The sequence below is a fragment of the Streptomyces sp. NPDC048436 genome, from assembly GCF_043200355.1.
In the GTDB taxonomy this organism is placed as follows: Bacteria; Actinomycetota; Actinomycetes; order Streptomycetales; family Streptomycetaceae; genus Streptomyces.
Genome location: NZ_JBICXP010000018.1, coordinates 75,908 through 97,343 on the forward strand (window position 1 = coordinate 75,908; position 21,436 = coordinate 97,343).

General features: G+C 70.6%; 19 protein-coding genes and 1 pseudogene. 5 read left to right on the forward strand and 15 right to left on the reverse strand.

Annotated features, from left to right (window positions below; genetic code table 11):
* Nucleotides 1-134: 134 nt before the first annotated feature.
* The 7 genes and pseudogenes from ACGFX9_RS37425 to ACGFX9_RS37455 all read right to left on the reverse strand — a co-directional run bounded on the left by ACGFX9_RS37425 (nt 135) and on the right by ACGFX9_RS37455 (nt 6,494).
* Nucleotides 135-762: pseudogene (locus tag ACGFX9_RS37425) on the reverse strand (SDR family oxidoreductase).
* Nucleotides 759-1,832, reverse strand: a complete 1,074-nt coding sequence (locus tag ACGFX9_RS37430) for an iron-containing redox enzyme family protein (RefSeq protein WP_393484090.1) — start codon at nt 1,830-1,832, stop codon at nt 759-761. The pseudogene ACGFX9_RS37425 and the gene ACGFX9_RS37430 overlap by 4 nt, the downstream one beginning before the upstream one ends.
* The gene (locus ACGFX9_RS37435) at nt 1,829-2,074 is read right to left on the reverse strand and encodes a CDGSH iron-sulfur domain-containing protein (RefSeq protein WP_393484093.1); all 246 of its coding nucleotides are present in this window, start codon (nt 2,072-2,074) and stop codon (nt 1,829-1,831) included. The genes ACGFX9_RS37430 and ACGFX9_RS37435 overlap by 4 nt, the downstream gene beginning before the upstream one ends.
* A complete protein-coding gene (locus ACGFX9_RS37440; protein ID WP_393484096.1) occupies nt 2,058-2,768 on the reverse strand; it encodes a HemK2/MTQ2 family protein methyltransferase in 711 nt (236 codons plus the stop codon). Before ACGFX9_RS37440 ends, ACGFX9_RS37435 begins: the two co-directional genes overlap by 17 nt.
* 251 nt (nt 2,769-3,019) lie before the next feature.
* Entirely contained in the window at nt 3,020-3,898 is an 879-nt protein-coding gene (locus ACGFX9_RS37445; protein ID WP_393484099.1) for a geranyl diphosphate 2-C-methyltransferase, read from the reverse strand.
* Between the two features lie 15 nt (nt 3,899-3,913).
* Nucleotides 3,914-5,158 carry a family 2 encapsulin nanocompartment cargo protein terpene cyclase gene (locus ACGFX9_RS37450; RefSeq protein ID WP_393484159.1) on the reverse strand — a complete coding sequence of 415 codons (1,245 nt, stop codon included), beginning with the start codon at nt 5,156-5,158 and terminating at the stop codon, nt 3,914-3,916.
* Nucleotides 5,079-6,494, reverse strand: a complete 1,416-nt coding sequence (locus ACGFX9_RS37455; RefSeq protein WP_393484102.1) for a family 2B encapsulin nanocompartment shell protein — start codon at nt 6,492-6,494, stop codon at nt 5,079-5,081. The genes ACGFX9_RS37450 and ACGFX9_RS37455 overlap by 80 nt, the downstream gene beginning before the upstream one ends.
* A 417-nt stretch (nt 6,495-6,911) precedes the next feature.
* On the opposite strand from ACGFX9_RS37455, the gene ACGFX9_RS37460 reads away from it, so the two are divergent.
* The gene (locus ACGFX9_RS37460) at nt 6,912-8,063 is read left to right on the forward strand and encodes a hypothetical protein (protein ID WP_393484105.1); all 1,152 of its coding nucleotides are present in this window, start codon (nt 6,912-6,914) and stop codon (nt 8,061-8,063) included.
* A gap of 380 nt (nt 8,064-8,443) precedes the next feature.
* Here the strand turns inward: ACGFX9_RS37460 and ACGFX9_RS37465 are convergent, their stop codons facing one another.
* The 4 genes from ACGFX9_RS37465 to ACGFX9_RS37480 form a co-directional block, all read right to left on the reverse strand.
* Entirely contained in the window at nt 8,444-9,619 is a 1,176-nt protein-coding gene (locus ACGFX9_RS37465) for a hypothetical protein (RefSeq protein ID WP_393484108.1), read from the reverse strand.
* Between the two features lie 273 nt (nt 9,620-9,892).
* Nucleotides 9,893-10,846, reverse strand: a complete 954-nt coding sequence (locus ACGFX9_RS37470; protein ID WP_393484111.1) for a TIGR01777 family oxidoreductase — start codon at nt 10,844-10,846, stop codon at nt 9,893-9,895.
* An 85-nt stretch (nt 10,847-10,931) separates the two neighbouring features.
* Entirely contained in the window at nt 10,932-12,047 is a 1,116-nt protein-coding gene (locus ACGFX9_RS37475; RefSeq protein ID WP_393484114.1) for a sulfite oxidase, read from the reverse strand.
* 92 nt (nt 12,048-12,139) lie between these two features.
* The gene (locus ACGFX9_RS37480) at nt 12,140-13,114 is read right to left on the reverse strand and encodes an alpha/beta hydrolase family protein (RefSeq protein ID WP_393484117.1); all 975 of its coding nucleotides are present in this window, start codon (nt 13,112-13,114) and stop codon (nt 12,140-12,142) included.
* A 255-nt stretch (nt 13,115-13,369) separates the two neighbouring features.
* On the opposite strand from ACGFX9_RS37480, the gene ACGFX9_RS37485 reads away from it, so the two are divergent.
* A complete protein-coding gene (locus tag ACGFX9_RS37485) occupies nt 13,370-13,960 on the forward strand; it encodes a TetR/AcrR family transcriptional regulator (RefSeq protein WP_393484120.1) in 591 nt (196 codons plus the stop codon).
* A gap of 4 nt (nt 13,961-13,964) precedes the next feature.
* Here ACGFX9_RS37485 and ACGFX9_RS37490 read toward each other — a convergent pair whose 3' ends face one another.
* Complete coding sequence (locus ACGFX9_RS37490) at nt 13,965-14,861, reverse strand: MBL fold metallo-hydrolase (protein WP_393484125.1); 897 nt, start codon at nt 14,859-14,861, stop codon at nt 13,965-13,967.
* Between the two features lie 204 nt (nt 14,862-15,065).
* Between ACGFX9_RS37490 and ACGFX9_RS37495 the strand changes: the two genes are divergently transcribed.
* The 3 genes from ACGFX9_RS37495 to ACGFX9_RS37505 are packed head-to-tail and all read left to right on the forward strand — an operon-like array spanning nt 15,066 to nt 17,361.
* On the forward strand, nt 15,066-15,302 hold the full coding sequence (locus ACGFX9_RS37495; protein ID WP_393484129.1) for a hypothetical protein: 237 nt from the start codon (nt 15,066-15,068) through the stop codon (nt 15,300-15,302).
* Nucleotides 15,289-16,716, forward strand: a complete 1,428-nt coding sequence (locus ACGFX9_RS37500; protein ID WP_393484132.1) for an amidase — start codon at nt 15,289-15,291, stop codon at nt 16,714-16,716. The genes ACGFX9_RS37495 and ACGFX9_RS37500 overlap by 14 nt, the downstream gene beginning before the upstream one ends.
* Nucleotides 16,717-16,725: 9 nt before the next feature.
* Complete coding sequence (locus ACGFX9_RS37505) at nt 16,726-17,361, forward strand: TetR/AcrR family transcriptional regulator (protein ID WP_393484135.1); 636 nt, start codon at nt 16,726-16,728, stop codon at nt 17,359-17,361.
* Here ACGFX9_RS37505 and ACGFX9_RS37510 read toward each other — a convergent pair.
* The 3 genes from ACGFX9_RS37510 to ACGFX9_RS37520 all read right to left on the reverse strand — a co-directional run bounded on the left by ACGFX9_RS37510 (nt 17,321) and on the right by ACGFX9_RS37520 (nt 21,188).
* A complete protein-coding gene (locus ACGFX9_RS37510; RefSeq protein ID WP_393484138.1) occupies nt 17,321-18,190 on the reverse strand; it encodes a VOC family protein in 870 nt (289 codons plus the stop codon). The genes ACGFX9_RS37505 and ACGFX9_RS37510 overlap by 41 nt on opposite strands.
* 106 nt (nt 18,191-18,296) lie before the next feature.
* Nucleotides 18,297-20,453, reverse strand: coding sequence for a glycogen debranching protein GlgX (gene glgX, locus ACGFX9_RS37515; protein ID WP_393484141.1), 2,157 nt, complete (start codon nt 20,451-20,453; stop codon nt 18,297-18,299).
* A 129-nt stretch (nt 20,454-20,582) separates the two neighbouring features.
* Nucleotides 20,583-21,188, reverse strand: coding sequence for a pep a2 (locus tag ACGFX9_RS37520; RefSeq protein ID WP_393484144.1), 606 nt, complete (start codon nt 21,186-21,188; stop codon nt 20,583-20,585).
* Nucleotides 21,189-21,436: the final 248 nt, after the last annotated feature.

Genomic DNA, 21,436 nt, shown 5'->3' on the forward strand with positions numbered 1-21,436 from the left:
ACGGCTCTGCGGCCCGCGCGCCACAGCGCTGAGGCCTCCCGGGTCAGTGACGGCCACTGAATGATGGTTCTCCCCCTCGGCGGACGGCGCGGAACTGGGTGCCGCGGCGGTGTGCCGCGGCGGGTGTCAGGGAATCAGGGAAGCGGAGTGCCACCCGTCGCGTTCATGATCTCGGCGGTGATGAAACTGGCCTGACGCGACGCCAGGAACACATAGGCCGGTGCCATTTCCGCGGGCTGGGCCGGGCGCCCCATCGGCGCCTGCTTGCCGAACTCGGCGGTCTCCGGCAGCGTCGCCGGAATCAGCGGCGTCCACACCGGGCCCGGCGCTACGGCGTTCACGCGGATCCCGTCATCCACCAGCATCTGCGCGAGGCCCTGCGTGAAGGTGACGCTCCACCACCGCGCGGCACTGCTCCTCCTCGCGGAGGTCACAGGGGACGGCGATCGCGGTACGGCCCGCCTCCTTGACGAGCCGGGCCGTCTCACGGGCCTCCTCCGCTTCGTCGGCCAGGTGGGTGAAGAGGACGTCGGCGCCCTCGCGGGCGTAGGCGATGGCCACCGCGCGTCCGATGCCGGAGTCACCGCCGGTGATGACGGCCTTGGCGTCTTCCAGGAGTCCGCTGCCCCGGTAGGAGTCCTCGCCGTGGTCCGGCGGCGGGTCCATCGGGCCGGTCCAGCCCGGGTGCTCCTGGTCCTGCTGGGGAAAGTCGGGGCGGGGATGGGCGGTGGTGGGGTCCTGTGAGCTGTGCGCGTCGTTCACGGCCGTGCTCCTTCCTTCGCTGTCTGCGGCACCTCGCCCGCCGCGCCGCCCTCCGCTCCCGCCAGGGGCGAGCGCAGGGCGCTCTGTCCTCGACGCCAGGATTCCAGGAGCCTGGCCCCGAGGCGGTCCTCAAGGAAGCCGGTCGCGTGCAGACCGAAGGTGACGTCGGATTCGAGTGCGGGTTCGGCGGCCAGGAGACCGCCGACGACATCACGGCGTACCACCTGCTCATGTACGGCGTCGGCCTCGACGTGCTCGTCGTAGAACCGCTGGGCGGCGGGTCCTGCGCCGGTGCGGCGCAGCGCCGCGGCCAGCCGGCGCGAGCCGGGCGGAGACGTCACCTCGACCGCCGCGAAGTGCCCGACCAGCGCGCCGCGATGAGCGCGGTGCAGCCCGAACAGTGACATGAGATTGACGGTGGCGAGCGCCTGGGCGGGGGCCGCGTCGAGATAGTGGCCGTAGGCCGTCTCCAGGCCGAGGTCGGCCATGAGGTCGGCGAAGAGCCCGGCATGGATCTCCTCGCTGCGCCCGGCGCCGAACTCGTCGAACTCGATGGCCACCATGGCGGCCTTGGCCCTGCCGTGCAGCCGGGGAATCACCCAGGCGTGCGGGTCGGCCTCCTTGAGGTGGTACAGCGAGCGCAGCGCCGCGTACTCCCTGAGCTGCCACAGCTCCCCCTCGCGCTGGAGATAGTGGCTCACGCTCGACCCGTCGTATCCCACAGGCTCCAACTGCAGGGCGTCCAGTGCCTGTTCGGCATCGTCGTGCGGTGGCACGTCGGTGCGCAGTGCGGCGAGGAACCGCTGCTCAAGGACCTGCCGCAGGGCCAGCAGGCCGGGGTCCCACTCCCGGTCGTCGCCCACGCCCTTGAACCCCTGGTAGTGGAGTTCGTAGAGGACGTAGAGCGCGAGCTGGAGATCCTCTCCGTAGGGATCGGCCTGGCGCGCCTGGGCGGGCGGGAGGCATGAGGGCTCGTTGCGCTGGAGCGCGGCGAGGACGTCGTCGGACAGCTCGCCGCGCGGAGCCGGGAGCCCGGGACTGCGCCGGCGGGACTCGGGACGCAGGCTCATGACGATGGCTTCCCCTCCGTCGTGGGGTGTGGTTCGCCGTCCCCGGGTTTCACCCGGCGGCGGTGACTGGTGTCGCACCAGGGGTACGTACGGCTGCGGCGGCAGGTGCAGATCGCGACGGTGAAACGGTGCGACACGAAGGAGGTGCCGTCCTCGCCGACCACCTCCACCGGTCCCTCCACCAGGAGAGGACCCTCGCGGTCCACCGTGACGCGGCGGGGGCGCTCAGCGGCGTTCGGCACGGATGACCACCAACTCTTCAAAGATCGCGTCGTCGGAAAGGAGTCCTTGGCGGCGCAGCCATGCCCGGCGGGAGCGCAGGACAGGACCGAACGGGATGTAGGCGCGCTCGATGACCTCGGCGTCCATCCCGAGCGACGTGAGCCGGTCGAGTGACGCCTGCGCGCCGCACAGTCCGGAATGCACCATGAGGAGGACGCCACCGGGACGCAGTGCCCCGGGCGCCGCGTCACAAACGCGGTCCACGATGGCCCGGCCGCCGGGGCCGCCGTCCCACGCCCGGGCCGCACCGCGCCGCGGCAGCCGCGCGGAAGGTGAGGGCACGTAGGGCGGGTTGCTGACGATGAGGTCGTAGGAACGCTCCGGGACGGCCGTGGTCAGGTCGCCATGGCGTACGGTGACCGACTCCCCGGCCAGCAGCACGTTGAGCCGTGCGGTCAGCACCGCCCGCCAGGAGACGTCGACCGCCGTGACGCGTGTTCCGAGCCGGGCCGCGGTCACGGCGAGCGCGCCGGAGCCCGTACCCAGGTCGAGGACCGAGGTGCCGGAGTCGACAGCCTCGCGGCACAGGGCCCTGGCCAGGAGCTTGGTGTCGTACTGCGGTGAGTAGACGCCAGGGGGCGCGAACAGGCGCGGCGGAAGGGTCGGCGTGGGCGTGCGCGGTTCTTCCCGCGGTGTTTGCGCGTGCGTGGTCACTGGCTCTCCCGTCGGTCGGAACTGCGAGCGGGTGTGCCTGCATCCACACTCCGCCGGCTCACCGTCGGCCACCACTTGAGCGAACACATAGGGTTACATATGCCGAACAGTGCGGATTTCCTTTCCCTCTCTGTCCGGCCCTGAGTGCCCCAGTGATCGTGTTCCACACCTGCGTACGCGAAAGGTCCGGACCCGTCACCCGACGGACCCGGACCTTTCACCAGCGATTGTTCGGATGCGATCAGACGTGATCAGACACGGTCAGCCGCAATCAGGAGGTACTGGAAGGAGCCGTCCCTGTAGGAGTTGATGAACGCCTCTTCGATGCCGGTGACCAGTGAAGAGGTGGCCCGCAACTCCCAGTAGGGCAGCGTCTGGGGAGTCAGGTCGACGATGGTCTGCGGTACGAGACGGTTGTCGGCCATGGCCTTCAGATACTCCCGGCGGGAGTGGATGTTGCACTCGAAGTGCGCGTTGATCTGGGAGACCCACTTCGAAGGCTGGCCGTAACGCGGGTTCCAGCAGCCGGTGATGGTCACATATCGGCCGCCGCGCGCAAGGATCCGGGAGTGCTCGGCGAAGAGGTCGTCCAAGTCGACGTACATGCTCGACTCGTTGTTCCACGAGGCCGCCGCCTGGCCCGTCTCGAACGGAGTGTCGAGCATGTTGCACACGCGGGCGTGCACGTGGTCCTCGATGCCGAGTTCCCGCGCGCGGCGGTTGGCGAAGTCGGCCTGCTTGGCCGACAGGGTGACGCCCTCGGCCCTGCATCCGAACCGTTGGTGGGCCATCACCATGGAACCGCCCCGCCCGCAGCCCGCGTCGACGATCGTGTCGTCACGTCCGATGGGGCCGAGCTGGTCGAGAAGGACTCCCGTCTGCGCCGACTCCAGGCGGTGCAACTCGGCGACCAGCCTCTTCTCGTACGCGCTGTCGTCGGCGGACCCGAGGGCGTCGTGGTCGACGTCCCCGATGCCGTAGTGGTGGTGGTAGAGCCCGTCGACATCGCCGAGGCGCAGGTTCACGGGCCTGGCCTCCTGGTCCCAGTAGCGGGCGATGTCTCCCTGGTAGGGCGACGCGGGGGCGGGGATGGACACGGAAGCGCTGTTGGCGAATTCGGTGCTGGTCACAGTGGAGTCCGTTCCTTACCAGAAGTCGGGCAGGCTGTATCGATAGGTGTTGGTCTGGTGCCAGTAGTGGTTGCCGTCGACCCACACGGCCACGCCGCGAAGGAAACGCAGCACGCTCGGGACGGGGCAGGCGGCCGCAAGGGCGGCGGCCTCGGATTCGAAGTCGTGCATGAGGTCGTTGTGGACCTCGACCGCCTTCAGATAGGCGTCCCGGTCGGAGACACCCTCACGGTCGGCGATCACCACGGGCAGGTTCAGATGCCGGCCGGGGCTGTTGAGCTCCTTGGTGTAGGAGTACAGGTCGTTCACGATGGTGGTGGCGTTGCCTGCCAGCGCGATGACCCGCTGCATTTCGGACTGGGCGTGCAGGTCGGCCGGGAGTTCGTAGCCGCCGACGGTGTCCGTGATCGTGGGGCAGGGGCGGAAGTTGTTGAACTGGCGCATCGCCAGGTACTCCCACACCTCGGGAACGTGATCCGTCTCGGCCCAGGCCGCCTCGGCGAGGTAGCCCAGATGCAGCCGGGCCATGTCGTGCCGGTACCGGTCGGCCTGCGAGGCGGTGGACTGCTTGAGGAAGTACGCCATGGCCGAGCGGTAGGCGCGCCGGGGTCCGTCCGACTCGAGTGACGCCGCCCAGTCCGGCGCGTACTCCTTCGTCGTGTGGAGCGGGTCGAGAGCCGTGTGGGCGAGGAGGAGGCGGCTGCCGAGTCCGACGGGGGAGCCGCCGTGATCCTCGCAGTAGCAGTCGTCGACCGCGTTCTCCGCGACCATCAGGCGTGTGGCGATCATCAGGTGGTCGACCGAGGGAGCGTCCGGATGGCAGGCGACCATGTAGCGGCCGACGGAGAAGCCGTCGAACTGGTCCTCCCACTCAGGGGGGAACGCCTGGACCTCGTCCACCGCCCAGGCCCTGATCCGGCTGCTGACCTCCTCGACGCGCGCCGGGTCGGGCGGCGGCACCGGGTGGTGGTAGAGGCCGGGGACCGGTGTGCCCTCGGCCGGTTCCTCGGGTTCCTCGGGCTCTTCGGGTTCCGGCTGGGCCGGAGGTTCCTCACGCCGCCCCAGGTGCAGGCCCGCCGTGCCCAGACCGCTGGGACCGCGCAGGAGCTTCTCCAAGGCGGGATTCGGCAGCGCGCTCGACTGCAGAGGTGAAAGCCCGGGATCGGGCATCCGTAGCTCCTTAGCTCCTCGGTGTACGGGCGATCTGCACGTTCTCCAGGACGCCGAGCGCGTCGGGCAGGAGGACCGCGGCGGAGTAATAGGTGCTGACCAGGTACGAGATGATCGCCTGCTCGCTCATGCCCATGAAGCGCACCGAGAGGCCCGGTTCGTACTCCTCGGGCAGGCCGGTCTGGTGCAGACCGATGACGCCCTGGTTCTCCTCGCCGGTGCGCATGGCGAGGATCGAGCTGGTGTTTTCCTTGCTGATGGGGATCTTGTTGCAGGGCAGGATCGGGACTCCACGCCAGGCAGGGACCTGTTGCCCGCCGAGGTCGACGTGGTCCGGGTAGAGCCCGTACGCGTTGAACCCCCGGCCGATGGCCGCGATCGTCCTGGGATGGGCGAGGAAGAGCTTGGTGCCACGGCGGCGGCAGAGCAGCTCGTCGAGGTCGTCCGGGGTGGGCGGGCCCGAGTGGGTCTGGATCCGCTGCTTGAAGGCGGCGTTGTGGAGCAGACCGAACTCCCGGTTGTTGATCAGCTCGTGCTCCTGGCGCTCGCGCAACGCCTCGATGGTGAGCCTGAGTTGCTCCTCGGTCTGGTTCATCGGCCCGTTGTAGAGGTCGGCGACCCTCGTGTGGACGCGCAGAATGGTCTGCGCGACGGAGAGTTCGTACTCACGCGGGTTGAGTTCGTAGTCGACGAAGGCGCCCGGCAGCTCGGCTTCGCCGGTGTGGCCGGCCGACATCGCGATCTCGGCCTCGCCGTGCCGGGTCTGCCGCTGCTGGGAGAGCGAGCTGAACCGCTCGACGTGCGCCTGAAGGGTGGGCGCCGTCGACAGCAGGGCCGTGAAGTCGTCGCGGGACAGGGTGAGCAGGGTGCCGGAGGTCTCGGCGGTGGCGGTGGCGGTCCAGCGTGCTTCGGGGTTCAGAAGGGCTTGTTCGCCGAATCGGTCTCCGTCTGCGAGTACGGCGACGGCGACCTCGTCGCCGTACTTGCCGACAGAGGTCTGGTTGATCCGGCCATGGGCGATCAGATGGATCTGCTCGGCGGGGGCGCCACGCTCGGCAAGAACCTCGCCCGCGTGGAAGTCGCGCTGGACGCAGCGGTCGGCGATCGCGGTCAGGACCTCGCTGTCGTCGAAGCCGCGCAGCAGAGCCAACTCGCCGAGCTCGCCCGGGATCACCCGCACATCGGCGCCGTCCTGCACGAACTCGATCTGCCCGTCGCCGACGGTGTAGTTCATCCGGCGGTTCACCCGGTAGGTGCCGCCCTTGGTCTCCACCCAGGGGAGCATCCGCAGCAGCCACCGAGAGGTGATCTCCTGCATCTGGGGGGCGGACTTCGTGGTGGTGGCCAGGTTGCGGGCAGCCGCGGTGCTCAGGCTGGACTGCGGAGGCGGCTCCACCTGTGCTTCCGGGCTGGTCTCAACGGTCATCGGGCGAGGCCTCCTTGGGGCGAAGTGGGTGAATTGCTGCTAATCCGTCCAGATCCGTGACAAACCTTTCAATCCATGAGAACCCGTCCAGATCCATGGAAACGCTAAAGGCCGGTGCGCCCAACTCGCCCGAAAAAGCCGCCGAGTTACCTCGATGAAGCGATCTTGCTCCGTATGAGGTTTATCTGGATGACCGACGGCGGAGAGGGTGATCAAGAGGCGGCGGAACCGGCACGGGGACGCTCAGGCGCGGTGTAATGGGTTGGGGCGTGCCGCGCGGGGCAGGAGTGCAGCGTCCTCACCGGACTCCCCGCATGGCCCCCGACGAGCGCGGGAGAGCCGTCGGCGGGGTGCCGCCGCCGTTGTCAGAGCCACGGACCATACTGGTCGGGCCCCGACCCCTCACAGAACGATTCCATGGCCAAGAACAGCACCTCCTCGACCACCGTCCCCGACACCGCGTGGCTGGGGCGCGGGCGCCACCTCGGGCCCGAGCCCGAACAGGACGTCCGGCGCAACCTGATCGCCCTCAAGGCGGCCGGGGTGCTCGACGACTTCCTGGACCTCGACCCCGTCGAGGCGGCCCGCTCCACCGTCCTGCACCCCCGGGACGACTCCGCCGACCCCGGCCCCTTGGCCCGCCGTGTGTTCGAGGCCCGCTGGCGCGTCGCCGATGACGTCACGGTGCGTGCGCAGCTGACCACGTACGACCCCGAGGCCCGCCGCAAGGAAGCCGAGGGCGTCACCTGGGTCCTGGTGGCCGAGGCCGAGCGGGCGTGGGACGCGTACTGGCCCTCGCCCGCCACCATGTTCTGGCCCGACAGCGACCGGGTCCCCTGGGACCACGACACCGTGCCGGGCGTGCTCCTGCGGGCGACGAACCAGCTGCCGAAGGACGACGACGAACTGCGCCACCGGCTGCGGGACTGCACCCGCAAGAGCTGGTACATCCATGTCGTGGTGCACGAGGCGATGACGCCGGACGCCAAGGGACAGCAGCCGGTCTCGGCCTTCCTGCCACCGAGCCTGCGCCACCGGGTGGTCGAGCACCGGGGCACGCCCGAGCAGGCGCAGATCGCCGACTTCGCGATGAAGCGTGAACTGAGCGTGCGGATGCCGCGGGGCGGCGCCGTCATCCTGCCCCCGGCGCCGCAGGGGCCGGATTACGAGGCGGAACGTTTCACGGTGCGCAGCGTCTTCCTGGACGGCTCGGAACCGACCGAACTGCTGGACAGGATCAAGGAGTTCGCCGCGCTGCCGCGACCGCTGCAGGCCGACGCGGAGCAGGCCCTGACACGGCTGCGCCATGGCTGGCACCTGCTGACCCCGGACGAGGAGCTGGACCACGCCCAGGGGATGGTCACCAAGTACGCCGAGGCGCTCGACGCCATGACGACGTCGCGTGACCTGTACCGGGAGGCGGCCGAGGCAGCCCAGGCCGCGCTGGCCGACGCGACCGGCGGCGACGGCGTCCCCGGCACGGCCACGCCGGGATCGACCAAGGCGGACGGCTCATCACTGGGTGCCCTCACCAAGGCGTTCGGGCGCTTCCGGGGGCCGAACAAGTAGGGCGGATCGGTCCTCGTACAGGGTGATCACTTGGCCGACCTGAAGATGGCGCCACTGCGAGGGGTGGTCTCCCCCCGTCCAGCCGGGGCTTTGTGTGTCTCGACGGGGTCGTGCACAGCGAAAAGCCCCGGCCTTGTGGGGCCGGGGCTTCTTCGCGAGCGCTGGGCAGGCCTTGCACCTGCATTTCCCCGCAGGAAGCGGGGCGTCTTTCCTTGGACGACCAACGCCGGGACCGCTACCGGGAGTTCCGGACGCGCTCTCAAGATCGACTGTAGCGTACGAGAACCGGCTCACGGAAATCGGCCGCGCGGCACTGCTGTTCAGTGGCCGGTGATCCCGTACGCAGGATGCCGCCAGGTACGGCGATGGGCGTGGCCCCGTCAGTGAGTTGGCGCCGGGGGCTGGGTGTGGAGTTGTTCCAGCCGTCTCTGCAGGGCGGCCAGCGCGCCGCGCTGTCGGCCCGGAACGTGGCGGCGCAGGTCGACTAGGGCGGGGGCGAGCGCGCGGGCCCGCTCCGGGTCGCGCACTTGTTCCCATTGGTGGTGGGCGCGGTCGACGGCCCCTTCGACGTCGGGGTCGTCCGTGGCCTGTTGCCGGGCCAGCCGGGTCTGGGCCGCGGCCGCCCACAGCTCGCAGCTTCGTGCAGGCTCGCCCGCGAGCCTGGCGAGGTCGGCGCGGACTTCGAGCCAGTGGACGGCCTGTGCCGAGCCGGTGCCGTACGTACGCAGGGCCTGGCTCTCCCAACTGGCAGCGATCGAGGCCGCTTCGCCGTGCCGCCCCTCGCGGGCCGCTTCCAGGATCGCCGGATGCGGGTCGGTGGCCGTGGGCTCGACGGGCGGTTGCGCGGGGGCCGGGGTGTGCGGTGCCGGTGCCTCGCGCGGTGCCATCCCGGGCAAGGGAGAGGCCGGGGCGTCGACGGCCAGGAGAAGCGCGTCCCCAGGGCCGCACTGGGCGGCGGCCTGTTCGTGGAGCTGGGCCAGCGGCGGGCGGGCACCGCTGCGCCAGATCGCGGCGCACGCCTTGAGGTAGTCCGGGCTGACGAGGGTGCGGCGGGGCGGCGGCGCGAGGACCCGCCCGTATACGCGCACTCCATGACCCAGCGCGAGGCCCTGCGCGGTGATCTGCTGCCAGGAGTCGGCGTCGGCGACCAGGTCCAGGACCACCGTCGTGATCGCGCCCGGCCGGCGCAGTTTGAGCTCGCCGGCCAGCCAGTGCCACGGCAGGGCGGTGTAGCGCAGGGTGGCGGGGGTGGTGCGGGCGAGCGCGAGGTGGAGGAGGTGCTGTTTGTGGTCGAGGTGGAGCTGGCCGGTGAGGTAGAGGCAGAGCGGGCCGGGTGTGGCCGCCGCGGCCTGGATGCGCGTGAGTACGGTCTGCGGGTCCAGAGGGTCGGCGAGTTCGACGACGGTCGCCGCGTCGGTTCCGGTCAGGACGGGCGGGGGCACCGCCGCGAGAGCCGCCAGAACCGATGTCGCCTCGATGAGACGTCCCTTGCCCGCGGGGGCGGCCGCGATCAGCACCGCCGTCCCGGGTGCTGTCCCTTCCCCTGTGATCACCATTCCAGCACCGTAACCGCTGGCCGCCCGCCGTATCCCCAGAGGGCCGAGAGAGCCGTCAGGGCCTGTGCCGGTGAAGAGGCGGTTCCGCGGCGGCCGGTGGCACGCGAAGCGCGCTCCGCGCCGTGCCACCGGCCTGTCGTGCGCCAACGCCGCGATGTGGCGGGACACGGGGTGACGCGTACGTGCCGTGCGTCGCCGCGGCAGAGCAACTCGCCGCCGGGCAAAGGGAGATGGCGTGCCACCGGCGAGCCCCGCAGGGGAGTGCGGCCGGGCTCAGGCATCGCGCTGCCGCACGCGGCGGCTGAGATCGCTCGCCGCGTCCGCCCACTGCGCGTACTCGAACGAGAAGCCCGCCTCCAGCAGCCGACCGGGTACCACCCGGCGGCTTTTGAGCAACAGTTCGGTGTCCGAGCGCAGGGCGAACGCGCCGATCTCCGCCATCCACTTCGTCGCAGGGAGCGCCACCGGAACGCCGCCCCAGGCGCGCCGCAGCGCCCGCATGAACGCCCGCTGGGTCAGCGGGCCGGGAGCCGACAGGTTCACCGCCCCCTCCATGTCGCCGCGTTCGATCAGGAACCGCACGGCGCGCACGAAGTCCTGGTCGTGGATCCACGACATGTACTGACCGCCCCCGGCGACGGGTCCGCCGAGGCCCAGGCGCGTCATCCGCAGGAGCACGTCGAAGACCCCGCCGCGATCCGGGCTCATCACCATGGCGGCCCGCAGCGCGACCTTGCGGGTGTGGGGCGTGGCAGCCTCTTCCTGCGCCCGCTCCCAGTTCTTGGCGATCTCCACGCTGTAGGCCCAGTAGTCGGGAACGCCGCTCTCGTGGCCGCCGATGACGCCGTTCGCCTCGTCGTTGGGTGCGTCGTGGCGGTGGGCGTAGATGGTGGCCGTACTCATCTGCAGCCAGAGCCGGGGAGGCTTGGCGGCGGCCGCGATCGCCGCTCCCACGACCTCCGCCGAGCGCACCCGTGACTCCATCATGTCGTACAGGTTGGCGTCGGTGTAGCGGCAACTCACGCTGCGTCCGGCCAGGTTGATGACGACATCGCTGCCGTCGATGTGCTGGCCCGCCCAGTTCCCGAGCGTCCGCCCGTCCCACTGCTCCTGGCTCCGGCGGGTCGGCCGCCGGGTCAGTACGACGACGTCGTGACCGGCGGCGGTCAGCGCGCGTTCCAGCACACCGCCGACCTGTCCGGTCCCTCCGGGTATCACTATCTTCATCGGCCCCCCATGGCAGGTGACGTACCCCGTACGCGATCTGGTGGTCGCGAACTGTGACCTCACGCTACGGGGTGGCCCGCGCGGCTCAGGAAGCGGTGGCGGACCTGCACACAAGGGCGACGCGCTGGACCGCGTTGTTGGCGAAACCGCCGCGGTTCCAGGGCGGGTCCAGGGGCTGGGCATGGCCGTCGGCGTCCGTGGCACGCACGGCCAGGGTGTGGCGGCCGGGAGTCGCCGTCCACGTGGTGTGCCAGGCCTGCCATGCCGTGCTGTGGGGCGGGCGCGGGGTGACCTCGGCGTCGGCCCAGGTGTGGCCGTCGTCGGCGCTGATCTCGACCCGGGTGATGGGCCCGTGCCCTGACCAGGCGCGTCCCTCCAGGGGAAGCGGACCGGGGTTCACGACGCGGACGCGGGACATGAAGTCGGGGAATCCGGGCGGGATCAGCAGGGCGCGCGGGGCGATGCGGGTGACGGGCTCGCCGGGATCGTCCGGGGTCTGCCGGTAGCGGTAGGCCACGGCCTGCTGGAAGCCGGTGAACGGGGTGTCGGTCAGGGTGATGTCGTGAAGCCACTTCACGTGGGCCATGCCGTACCAGCCGGGGACGACGAGCCGCAGGGGATGACCGTGCTGCGGCGGCAGGGGCCGGCCGTTCATCTCGTAGGCGAGCAGCACGTCTTCGGCCACAGGGAGCGGCAGGCTGCGCTGGTAGTCCTGTTCAATGCCGCGTTCGATGCCGTGGTCCGCGCCGGTGAACACGGCCTCGACCGCATCCGCTCGTACGCCCGCCCGGTCCAGGACGGCTTGCAGGCGGACACCTGTCCAGTCGGCGGTGCCCACGGCCTCCACCAGCCAGGGCTGGCTGACCGGCCGTGGGCTCAGCTGGGCGCGGCCGTTGCCCGCGCACTCCATCGTGACCCGGCGGGTGACGGGCTCCAGCGCCCGCAGCTCGTCCATCCCCAGCTCCAGGGGCGTGCGGACCTGGCCCTTGACCGACAGCCGCCACCGCTGTGCGTCGGTGGCGGGGATGTCGTAGTGGACGAGTACGTAGTGCAGGCCGGGCGGCGTGACGTCGTACCGCAGGGCCTCCAGCGGCAGACCGTGATTGCGTGCCGCCAGGGCCAGTTCGTCCTGGCCGATGCCCTCATCGGCGGCGGCGACGCGCCCCGGGGTGCTGACCGCGTCGAGCGACGGATCCTCCATGCCCCCATCCTCGCGCCGGCGGGAGCGTCCCGCACGGTTTTGCGGTCAGCCGGGGCGACGCCCGCATCGCTCGTACGCCGCCGTGGTCCGGCCTACTTGGATTCGGTTCGGCCCACGGGGTCGGAGCCGGTGGTCAGCGCGTCGCGCGCCGTCTCCCAGGCGGTGTCGCCGGGGTGGAACTGGGTGTGGAGATAGGCGGAGGCGAGGCGTGCTACCGCGGCGACCCGCTCGGGGCTCTCGTCCGTGGTCTCGGCGGCGTCGTACCCGGCGATCCCGCCGAGGCCGTGCTCCGCGTCGAACAGGGTGAGCAGCGTCTTGGGGCCGGGGGAGAGGGTGTAGGGGTCGGTGTGCCAGTCGGGGCCGACGTCCGTGAAGTGCCGGGAGTCGTCCTTGTCGCCGGCGACGACCAGCGTGGGTGTGGTCATCGTGGAGAAGTCGGTGGTCTGCAGGAACGGCACATGCGGGACCATGGCCCCGGTCAGGATGTCGCCGCCCCTGCCGGGCGCGGCCAGCAGCACACCCGCCGTCAGACGGGGCTCGGCGAAGTCCATCTTCTCCCCGGTGTCGGGGTCGGTGACCCCGGCGCCCAGCAGGAGGCTTGCCGTGTGGCCGCCGAGCGAGTGTCCGGCGACGGCGGCCCTGGTGCGGTCGATCCGTCCGGCGAGCTGCGGCACGGCGGTCTCGATCGAGTCGAGCCGGTCGAGGATGTGCGTCATGTCCCGGGCACGTGAGTGCCAGAAGAAGGGCGCACCGGGAACGTCCGCGAGCAGCCGGGTCAACGTCCGCGAGCTGAGGTGCGTGGGCTGGATGACGACGAAGCCCTGCGCCGCCCAGGCGTGGGCGAGCGGCGCGTATCCGTTCAGCGAGGAGAGGTTGTTCGAGGGGCCGTGGCCATGGGAAAGGAGGACGACCGGCAGATCGGTCCCGCTCACGGGTGCCGAGACGCGTATCTGGAGGTCCGCGGGACGTCCGGGTACGGACAGCACCACGGGGCTGACCGACAGCACGGGAACGGGCGGGCCGAACGAGGTGTCGGCCTGGGGATCGGTGGATGTGAGCGTGCGCATGATGCGTGGGTCCCTTCTGAGACCTCTGTCCCGCTCGCCGGTCCCCTACGGGCGGCAGCGGGCCGGGTAGTGGGGAGCGCCCGGCTTCGACTAACCTGGAACCCGAAGCGGAACGCCGCTCCGATTAGTATCCGGAGCGCTGTTCCGCTTTGTCAAGCGACGTTGGCAAGGGATGCTGTCGAGCGGCGTCGTCGGGTGATGCCGTCGAGTGATGTCGCGGAGCGCCGCTGCCGAGCGATGTGGGAAGGAAGCCTGGTGTCCACCGAGAGCCCCGCTGGTAAGACTCCGGCCCGAAGCAAGCGGGCCGACGCGCTGCGCAACCAGCAGACTCTTCTCGCCGCGGCCGCCGAGGTCTTCCTCACCTCCGGCGTCGACGCTCCGATCCGCCAGATCGCGGCCCAGGCGGGCGTCGGCATGGGGACGATCTACCGCCACTTCCCGACCCGGGCGGACCTCGTCACCGCCGTCTACCGCCACCAGATCGAGGCCTGCGCCGAGGCAGGCCCGAAGCTGCTGGCCAGTGCCGACTCGCCGCTCGCCGCACTGCGCCAATGGATCGACCTCTTCGTCGACTTCCTGGTCACCAAGCACGGCCTCGCTGATGCCCTGCAGTCGGACAGCAGCCGGTTCGCCGCGCTGCACACGTACTTCCTCGACCGCCTGCTGCCCGTCTGCACGCAGCTCCTGGACGCCGCGGTCGAAGCCGGCGAGATCAGGCCCGGCACCCAGCCCTACGAGCTGATGCGCGGCATCGGAAACCTCTGCGTCGGGCGCGACACCGACCCCCGGTATGACCCTCGCCGGCTCATCGAACTGCTCTTGCGGGGGCTGCGGTCTCCGGAGTGAAGCGTCAGGAGGCGTCGGCCAGCAGCCGGTAGGCATCCCCCTGGGTGATGACGCGGCCGGCGGTGGGCGGTGCGAAGTGGGTGCCCAGGAGGAGGGTGTCCGTGTCGGCGACGGATCCGAGCAGTGCGCGGCGTGACGCCTCGGACTGCCGCGGGTCGATGTCCACGCAGGCGCCGATGGCGGGATGGGCGAGCTGGACCGGGTGGTGGACGCAGTCGCCGGTGATGAGGGCGCGCTCGCCCCTGCTGGTCAACTCGACGGCGACGTGGCCGGGCGTGTGGCCGGGTGTGGGCAGCAGGCGCACGCCCGGCGCGGCCTCGATGCCCCCGGCGGGGACGTCGAGGAGTTCCAGCAGGCCCGCGTCCTCGACCGGGATCACGGAGTCGCGGAACATCTGCTCGCGGGCCGCCTCCATGGCGTACGCGGCCCAGAACTCCCGCTCGACGCGGGAGGTGAGGTAGCGGGCGTTGGGAAAGGTGGGGGCCCAACGGCCGTCCACGTACCGCGTGTTCCAGCCCACGTGGTCGGCGTGCAGGTGGGTGAGGATCACCAGGTCCACGGAGTCCGGGGGGAATCCCGCGGCGGTGAGGCGCTCCAGGAAGTCGGTGCGCAGGTCGTGCCAGGCCGGGTTGGCCCGCTCCTTGCCGTTGCCGATACCGGTGTCGACCAGGACGCGCTGCCCGCCCGCGACGAAGGCGAAGCTGTGGCTGTCGATGCGCAGGATGCCCTCCTGGTCGGCGAAGTCGGGGTGCAGCCAGTCCTGGCCGGTCACCACCGCGGGGGTGGCGTCGGGCAGCAGCCATGGCCCGGTCGCGGGCGGCAGGGGGGTCTCGTCGATGCGGTGGACGGTGACGTCGCCCACCGTCCAGGTGGGGGAGGGGGTGGCGGGTGTGGTGGGCATGGTCGGCCTTTCCTCTGCTCTTCGATGCGGGGCGGACGCCTGCTCTTCGATGTCGGGCGGACATCGGGCGGACATCGATAAACGCAATGCGTTTGCTTTAGTGGACCGTAAGCCTTACGGTCCACTAAAGCAAACGCATTGCGTTTAAGGCTCGGGGTGGCTCTGCCGCGCCGCGCCACCATTTCAGGGAAAGGATGGACGCCCATGTCCGCCGAGGAACTCACCCCGCAGGAGGCGGCCCGCTGGGCCGCCCGTGCGGGGCAGCCGCTGGAAGAAGTCCGCCATGCCCAGGTGGCGGCCACGGCCCAGCACATCCACTCCGTCGTCTCGGTCCTGCGGGAACTGGATTTCGGTGACACCCCGCCGGCCGCGGCCTACCACGTAGGACGCGCAGAACGCGCAGTGCGTGCGGGAGAGGAGAAGCGCGATGCGGCTGTCTGACCTGACCCTCACCGCCGCCGCGGACGCGATCCAGGAGCGGCGCATCTCGCCGGTCGAACTGGTGGACTCCGTACTGGAGCGCATCGAGCAGCTGGAACCGGACCTGGGGGCCTACGCCACGGTGACGGCGGACCGGGCGCGGCAGTCGGCCCTCCAGGCCGAACGCGAGGCCGCGGACGGCCGCTTCCGTGGCCCGCTGCACGGGATCCCCATGGGGCTCAAGGACCTGATCGACGTCGCCGGCGTGGCGACGACCGCGAGCTCCCGGGTCCGGGCCGACCACCGTGCGCAGGCCGACAGCGCGGTCGCCGCGCGTCTGGCGGCGGGCGGCGCGATCCTGGCCGGCAAGACGCACACCCACGAATTCGCCTACGGCCTGACCACCCCGCAGACGCGCAACGCCTGGGACCCCGGCCGGGTCGCAGGCGGATCGAGCGGCGGGTCGGCCGTCGCCGTGGCCGCCGGTACCGCGACCTTCGCCCTGGGCACCGACACCGGCGGATCGATCCGCGTCCCCGCCGCACTCAACGGCGTCGTCGGCCTCAAGCCGACCTACGGCCTCGTCCCGCGCCACGGCGTGACCTCGCTGTCCTGGTCGCTCGACCATGTCGGCCCGGTCACCCGCACCGCCCGGGACGCGGCCCTGGTCCTGTCCGTCCTGGCCGGACACGACCCGCGCGACCCCGCCTCCCTGTCCCTGCCCGCCCAGGACTACCGGCCGGGCCCGGACCCGGATCTGACCGGACTGCGCGTCGGAGTACCGCGCAACCACTACTTCGACCACGTCGACACACAGGTGGAGGCCGCGGTCCGAGCCGCTGTCGACGAGTTGGAGAACCTGGGCGCACAGCTCGTCGAGGTCGAGATCCCCATGGCGCGCTACCTTCAGGCCATCCAGTGGGGACTGATGGTCCCGGAGGCCACCGCGTACCACGAACGGACCCTGCGCACCGTCCCCGAGCTGTACCAGGCGGACGTCCGAATCCTTCTGGAAGCAGGCGAACTGATGCCTGCCGGGGACTACTTGCGCGCCCAGCGCGCCCGGACCCTGATGCGGCACGAGTGGGCAGCCCTGCTGGACGAGGTCGACATCATCGCCGCCCCGACGGTTCCGGTCACCGCGGTGCCGGCCGCTCAGGAGACCATCACCTGGCCTGACGGCACGGTGGAGGGGGTCTCCGACGCCTACGTACGCCTGTCGGCCCCCGCCAACATCACCGGTGTACCCGCGCTGACCATGCCGGTGGGCCGCGACCGCGCGGGCATGCCGATCGGCATGCAGCTGCTGGGGCGGCCTTTCGAGGAGGCGACGCTCCTGCGGGCCGCGCATGCCTATGAGCAGTCCGCGCGCGCCTACGAGCAGGCGGGACCTCTCAGCACACCGGTCGAGCTAGACGCAACATCTTTGCTTTAAGGTGGTTCCATGAGCCGCAACAAGATGGTGCGCCCCGGTGGGCGCAGCGCCCGGGTCCAGGCGTCGGTGCACACCGCGGTACGCGAACTGGAGTCCGAGATGGGCCGGGACGCCCTGACCGTGCCGCTGGTCGCCCAGCGCGCGGGCGTCACACCGTCGACGATCTACCGCCGCTGGGGAGATCTCCAGGAGTTGCTGTCCGACGTGGCGGTCGAGCGCCTGCGCCCCGACACCGCTCCGGAGGACCACGGCGATCTGCTGTCCGACCTGACGGCCTGGGCGGAGCAGTTCCTGGACGAGATGGCGTCCCCCTCGGGCCGCGCCTACATCCGTGACGCTCTGCTCGGCGACCCGGACGGCAGCAACGCCGGGCAGTGCTCGGCCTATGCGGCCGAGCAGATCGACGTCATCCTCGCCCGCGCGGCCGACCGCACAGAGGCCGTCCCCGCAATGGCCGATCCCACAAGGAGCGTTCCCGACGTGGAGACGGTCATGGACCGCGTCGTCTCCCCCTTGATGTACCGGATCCTCTTCCGCCCGGCCGGGCTCGACGCCGCGTACGCGCGCCGCCTCGTGACCGAACTCCTCGGCACGCGCGGCGGATTCAGGCGGAGCCGCGGCCTGACTCCCGGCCGACGACCCTGAACTGCGCGCCGTCGGGATCCCGCAGGGTCGCGGACGGCGGGCGGGCGGTGAAGTCCTGATCGACGACAAGCCCGCCCCATTCGACGGCCGCGCGCGCACACGCCTCGACATCCGTGACAGTGAAGTAGACCTGCCAGTGCGGCCGGACGGCCGGGTCGGGGTCCGCCTCGACGGCGCCCGACCCCAGCCGGGCCGCGGGGCGGCCGCCGCTGAAGAGCACCACCTCTTCCTCCTGGTAGCGCACCTCGCAGCACTCCGGACGCCCGCACGCCCAGTCAAGGACCTCGCCGTAGAAGATCGCGGCGTCGAAGGCGTCGCGGGTCTGCAGGCGCAGCCAGGCCGGCGCGGAATGCGCTTCGCTTCTCCAACTCGTCAGGATCTCGCCCTCCCAGACGCCGAAGGCCGCCCCATCCGGATCGGCAAGGATGGCCGCGCGCCCGTTGGGGAAGGGAATCGGCCCCACCGCCGCCGTCCCTCCGCGCTCCTGGACGCGGCTCACCGTGTCATTGGCGCTCAGAACGGCGAAGTACGGGGTCCAGGCCGCCGCGATCTGGAAGGAGGAGGCGATGGCGCCGACACCGGCGACGGGGAAACCGTGGGCCGTGGCGACGGAGAACTGGTCGCCGAGCCTCGCCGGGCGGAACCGCCAGCCCATCACCGCGCCGTAGAACCTCTCCGCGGTGGCCAGATCCCGCGCGGTCAGACTGACCCAGCAGGGAGCCCCGACCGCCGACTCTCCCAATACGGATCCGGTCCTTGAGATCCGTTCCTTCTCGCCCGAAGCCGTCGTACTGTCCGGTCCCGGAGGCTTCCTGTCGTCGTGGTGCATGTGCGGCCGTCCTGGAAATCGAGGCGCTCCGACCGGAGTCCGGCGCCTGTTACGTGCGGGCTGGCTGGGCCCTGAGGGTCTCCCTAACGATGCCGTGCCAAGAGCCTCAGCGGGCGCCGCCGTTCGGGCGACCGTGTCGCGCCGCGTTGCCCGTCGTCAGGGGAGCGCGGGAGAGCAGCAGCAGGCTGTGCGCACCGATGGCGATTTCGCTGTCCGCCTTGTGTTCGGTCTCGTCCGACTGGCCCCGCGGGTCCGATGTGTCGATCCGGGTGGTCCAGCGTTCACCGTACGAGCGGCCGGGCAGGCGGAAGACGATCGGCTCCCAGAAGCTGTTCAGGAGCAGCAGGAACGAGGCGTCCACCACGGGTCGGCCGCACGAGTCGGGCTCCGTGATCGCGTCACCGTTGAGGAAGACACCGACGGCGTGCGCGTCGGACCGCTGCCAGTCCTCCTGCGTCATCTCGTGCGCGTCCGGCCGCAACCACACGAGGTCCGGGAGGTGTTGGCCCCCGCGGAGCGCCGTGTCGCCACGGAAGAAGCGGCGCCTTCGCAGCACCGGGTGCGCGGCCCGCAGGGCGATCGCCCGCTGGGTGAAGTCGAGCAGATCGCGCTGGTCGTCATCGAGGTCCCAGTCGACCCAGGAGATCTCGCTGTCCTGGCAGTAGGCGTTGTTGTTGCCCTGCTGCGTGCGGCCCAGCTCGTCGCCGTGGGCGATCATCGGAATCCCCTGGGAGACCAGGAGAGTGGCCAGGAAATTGCGCTGCTGGCGCGCCCGGAGTTCCAGGATTCCCTCATCGGTGGTGGGGCCCTCGACGCCGCAGTTCCACGAGCGGTTCGCGTTGTCGCCGTCCCGGTTGTCCTCGCCGTTGGCTTCGTTGTGCTTGTCGTTGTACGAGACCAGGTCGCGCAGCGTGAAGCCGTCGTGCGCGGTGACGAAGTTGACGCTGGCGCGCGGGCGGCGGCGGTCGTGCTGGTAGAGGTCGGATGACCCGGTAAGGCGGGAGGCGAACTCGCCGAGCGAGTGTTCCCCGCCGCGCCAGAAGTCCCGTACCGAATCGCGGTACTTGCCGTTCCACTCCGACCAGAGCGGCGGGAAGTTGCCGACCTGGTAGCCCCCCTCGCCGACATCCCACGGTTCGGCGATGAGTTTGACGCGGCCGACCACCGGGTCCTGCTGGACCAGGTCGAAGAACGCCGAAAGACGGTCCACGTCGTGGAACTGCCGGGCGAGCGTGGCGGCCAGATCGAAACGGAACCCGTCGACATGCATCTCGGTGACCCAGTAGCGCAGTGAGTCCATGACCAGTTGCAGGACGTTGGGGTGCCGCATCAGGAGGCTGTTGCCCGTGCCGGTGGTGTCGAAGTAGTGGGCCGGATCGTCCTGCGCCAGGCGGTAGTACGAGGCGTTGTCGATGCCGCGGAAGGCGAGCGTGGGCCCGTTCTCGTTGCCCTCCGCCGTGTGGTTGTAGACCACGTCCAGGATCACTTCGAGCCCGGCCCTGTGCAGCTTCTTGACCATCGACTTGAACTCGGTGACCTGCTCGCCGCGGGAGCAGCGCGCCGCGTAGGCGTTGTGAGGGGCGAAGAAGCCGATGGAGGTGTACCCCCAGTAGTTGGACAGGCCACGGTCCCGCAGAAAGCCGTCCTGCACGTACTGGTGCACCGGCATCAGTTCGACCGCGGTCACCCCCAGCGACAGGAGATGGTCGATCACCGGCTCGGTCGCCAGGCCTCCGTAGGTGCCCCGCAGCTCCGCGGGGACCCCCGGATGTCTTCGGGTCAGGCCCCGCACATGGGCTTCGTAGATCACGGTCTCGGCATAGGGCCGACGGGGCAGGACGTCACCCTCCCAGGGGAAGGAGGGGTCGGTCACCACCGAGAGCAGGGTGTGCCCGGCACTGTCGGCCGGTTCGGGGCCCTGCGCCGCGTGCTCGAAGAGCGAGGGATCGTTGTCCACCTGCCCGTCGAACGCCCTGGCGTAGGGGTCCAGGAGGAGCTTGGCGGGGTTGCACCGGTGGCCCGCGGCGGGATCCCAGGGGCCGTGCACCCGGTATCCGTAGCGCTGCCCCGGGCCGACGCCGGGCAGGTAGCAGTGCCAGACGAAGCCGTCGACCTCGGTGAGGGAGACGCTGTGGTGTGTGCCGTCCTCGTGGATGAGGACGATGTCGACACGGTCGGCGACCTCGCTGAACAGGGCGAAGTTGGTCCCTTCACCGTCATAGGTGGCGCCGAGGGGAAAAGGGCGTCCGATCCAGGTGCGCACGCGGCTACCTCCGTACGGATGAGCGTGGTCTTCGGGTGTGTCACGCGTCGGCGGCCGTGGGCGTCGGCAGGCCGCGGCTTCCCCAGCGGGACGCCGCGGCCGTGGCGCGCTGCCGCATGAGCACCGGGCTCACACGGCGGGCACCGTTCGTGGCATCGGATCCGACGCTGTGGATCGCTCCACCATCCTGGGGCAGGACTCGTCCGCCCGCTGGGCGGAGGCGTCCGCGGTGACGGCGGCGGGCACGGCTTCCACCTCTTCAGGCGCTCCGACCCCGGCGACCGGCACTTCGCGCGGCGCCTGGCACGCCGAGCGCAGGTCGGGCGCGGGCGGAGCGGGGGCCAGCAGGGCGCCGTCGGCGGCCCGGGCGCGGTGCGAGAACCAGATGATCTTGCCGTTGGTCGCCGGGTAGTTGCCCCATCCGTCGCTCAGCGCGGCGATCTGCGCCAGGTAGCCCTCCGGCCCGAAGTGAGGGTGGGGCAGGTCGCGTTCGTTGTCGGACACGGCGGTGATGAGGTGCTGTCCGGTCCACCACATCTCGACGACGGTGTTCTTGTCCGTCCCGTGCGTCTCGATCGCCCGGAGCAGCACGCCGGCGCAGCGGCACACGGGTTCGACGAGAATCCCCAGGCCCCAGTGCCGAAGATGCGCGGCCAGAATGCGCCTGACGCGGTCGACACTCTCTGAGCTGATCTCCACCTCGAGGTGGTAGTAGCAGGGGATCGCAGTCTTCATCGCTCTTGGCTCCTCTCAGCGAAGCTCCCGGTACCGGTCGGCTCTGCGAGCCGACGCCCCGAGCACGAAGCGTGAGCGCTGATCGCTTCTGAGTAAGTCTCAGCGTGAGAGGGCTGCTCCATTCGCGCAACCTGAGCAGGTCAGCCCAAGTGGCCCAAGATCCAACAGGACGCTTTGTGCCCATTCGCGCACTATGGGTCAGGAAGCTCGACCGGCGCGCACGCCGGTTCGTCTTCGTGCCCGCGGTC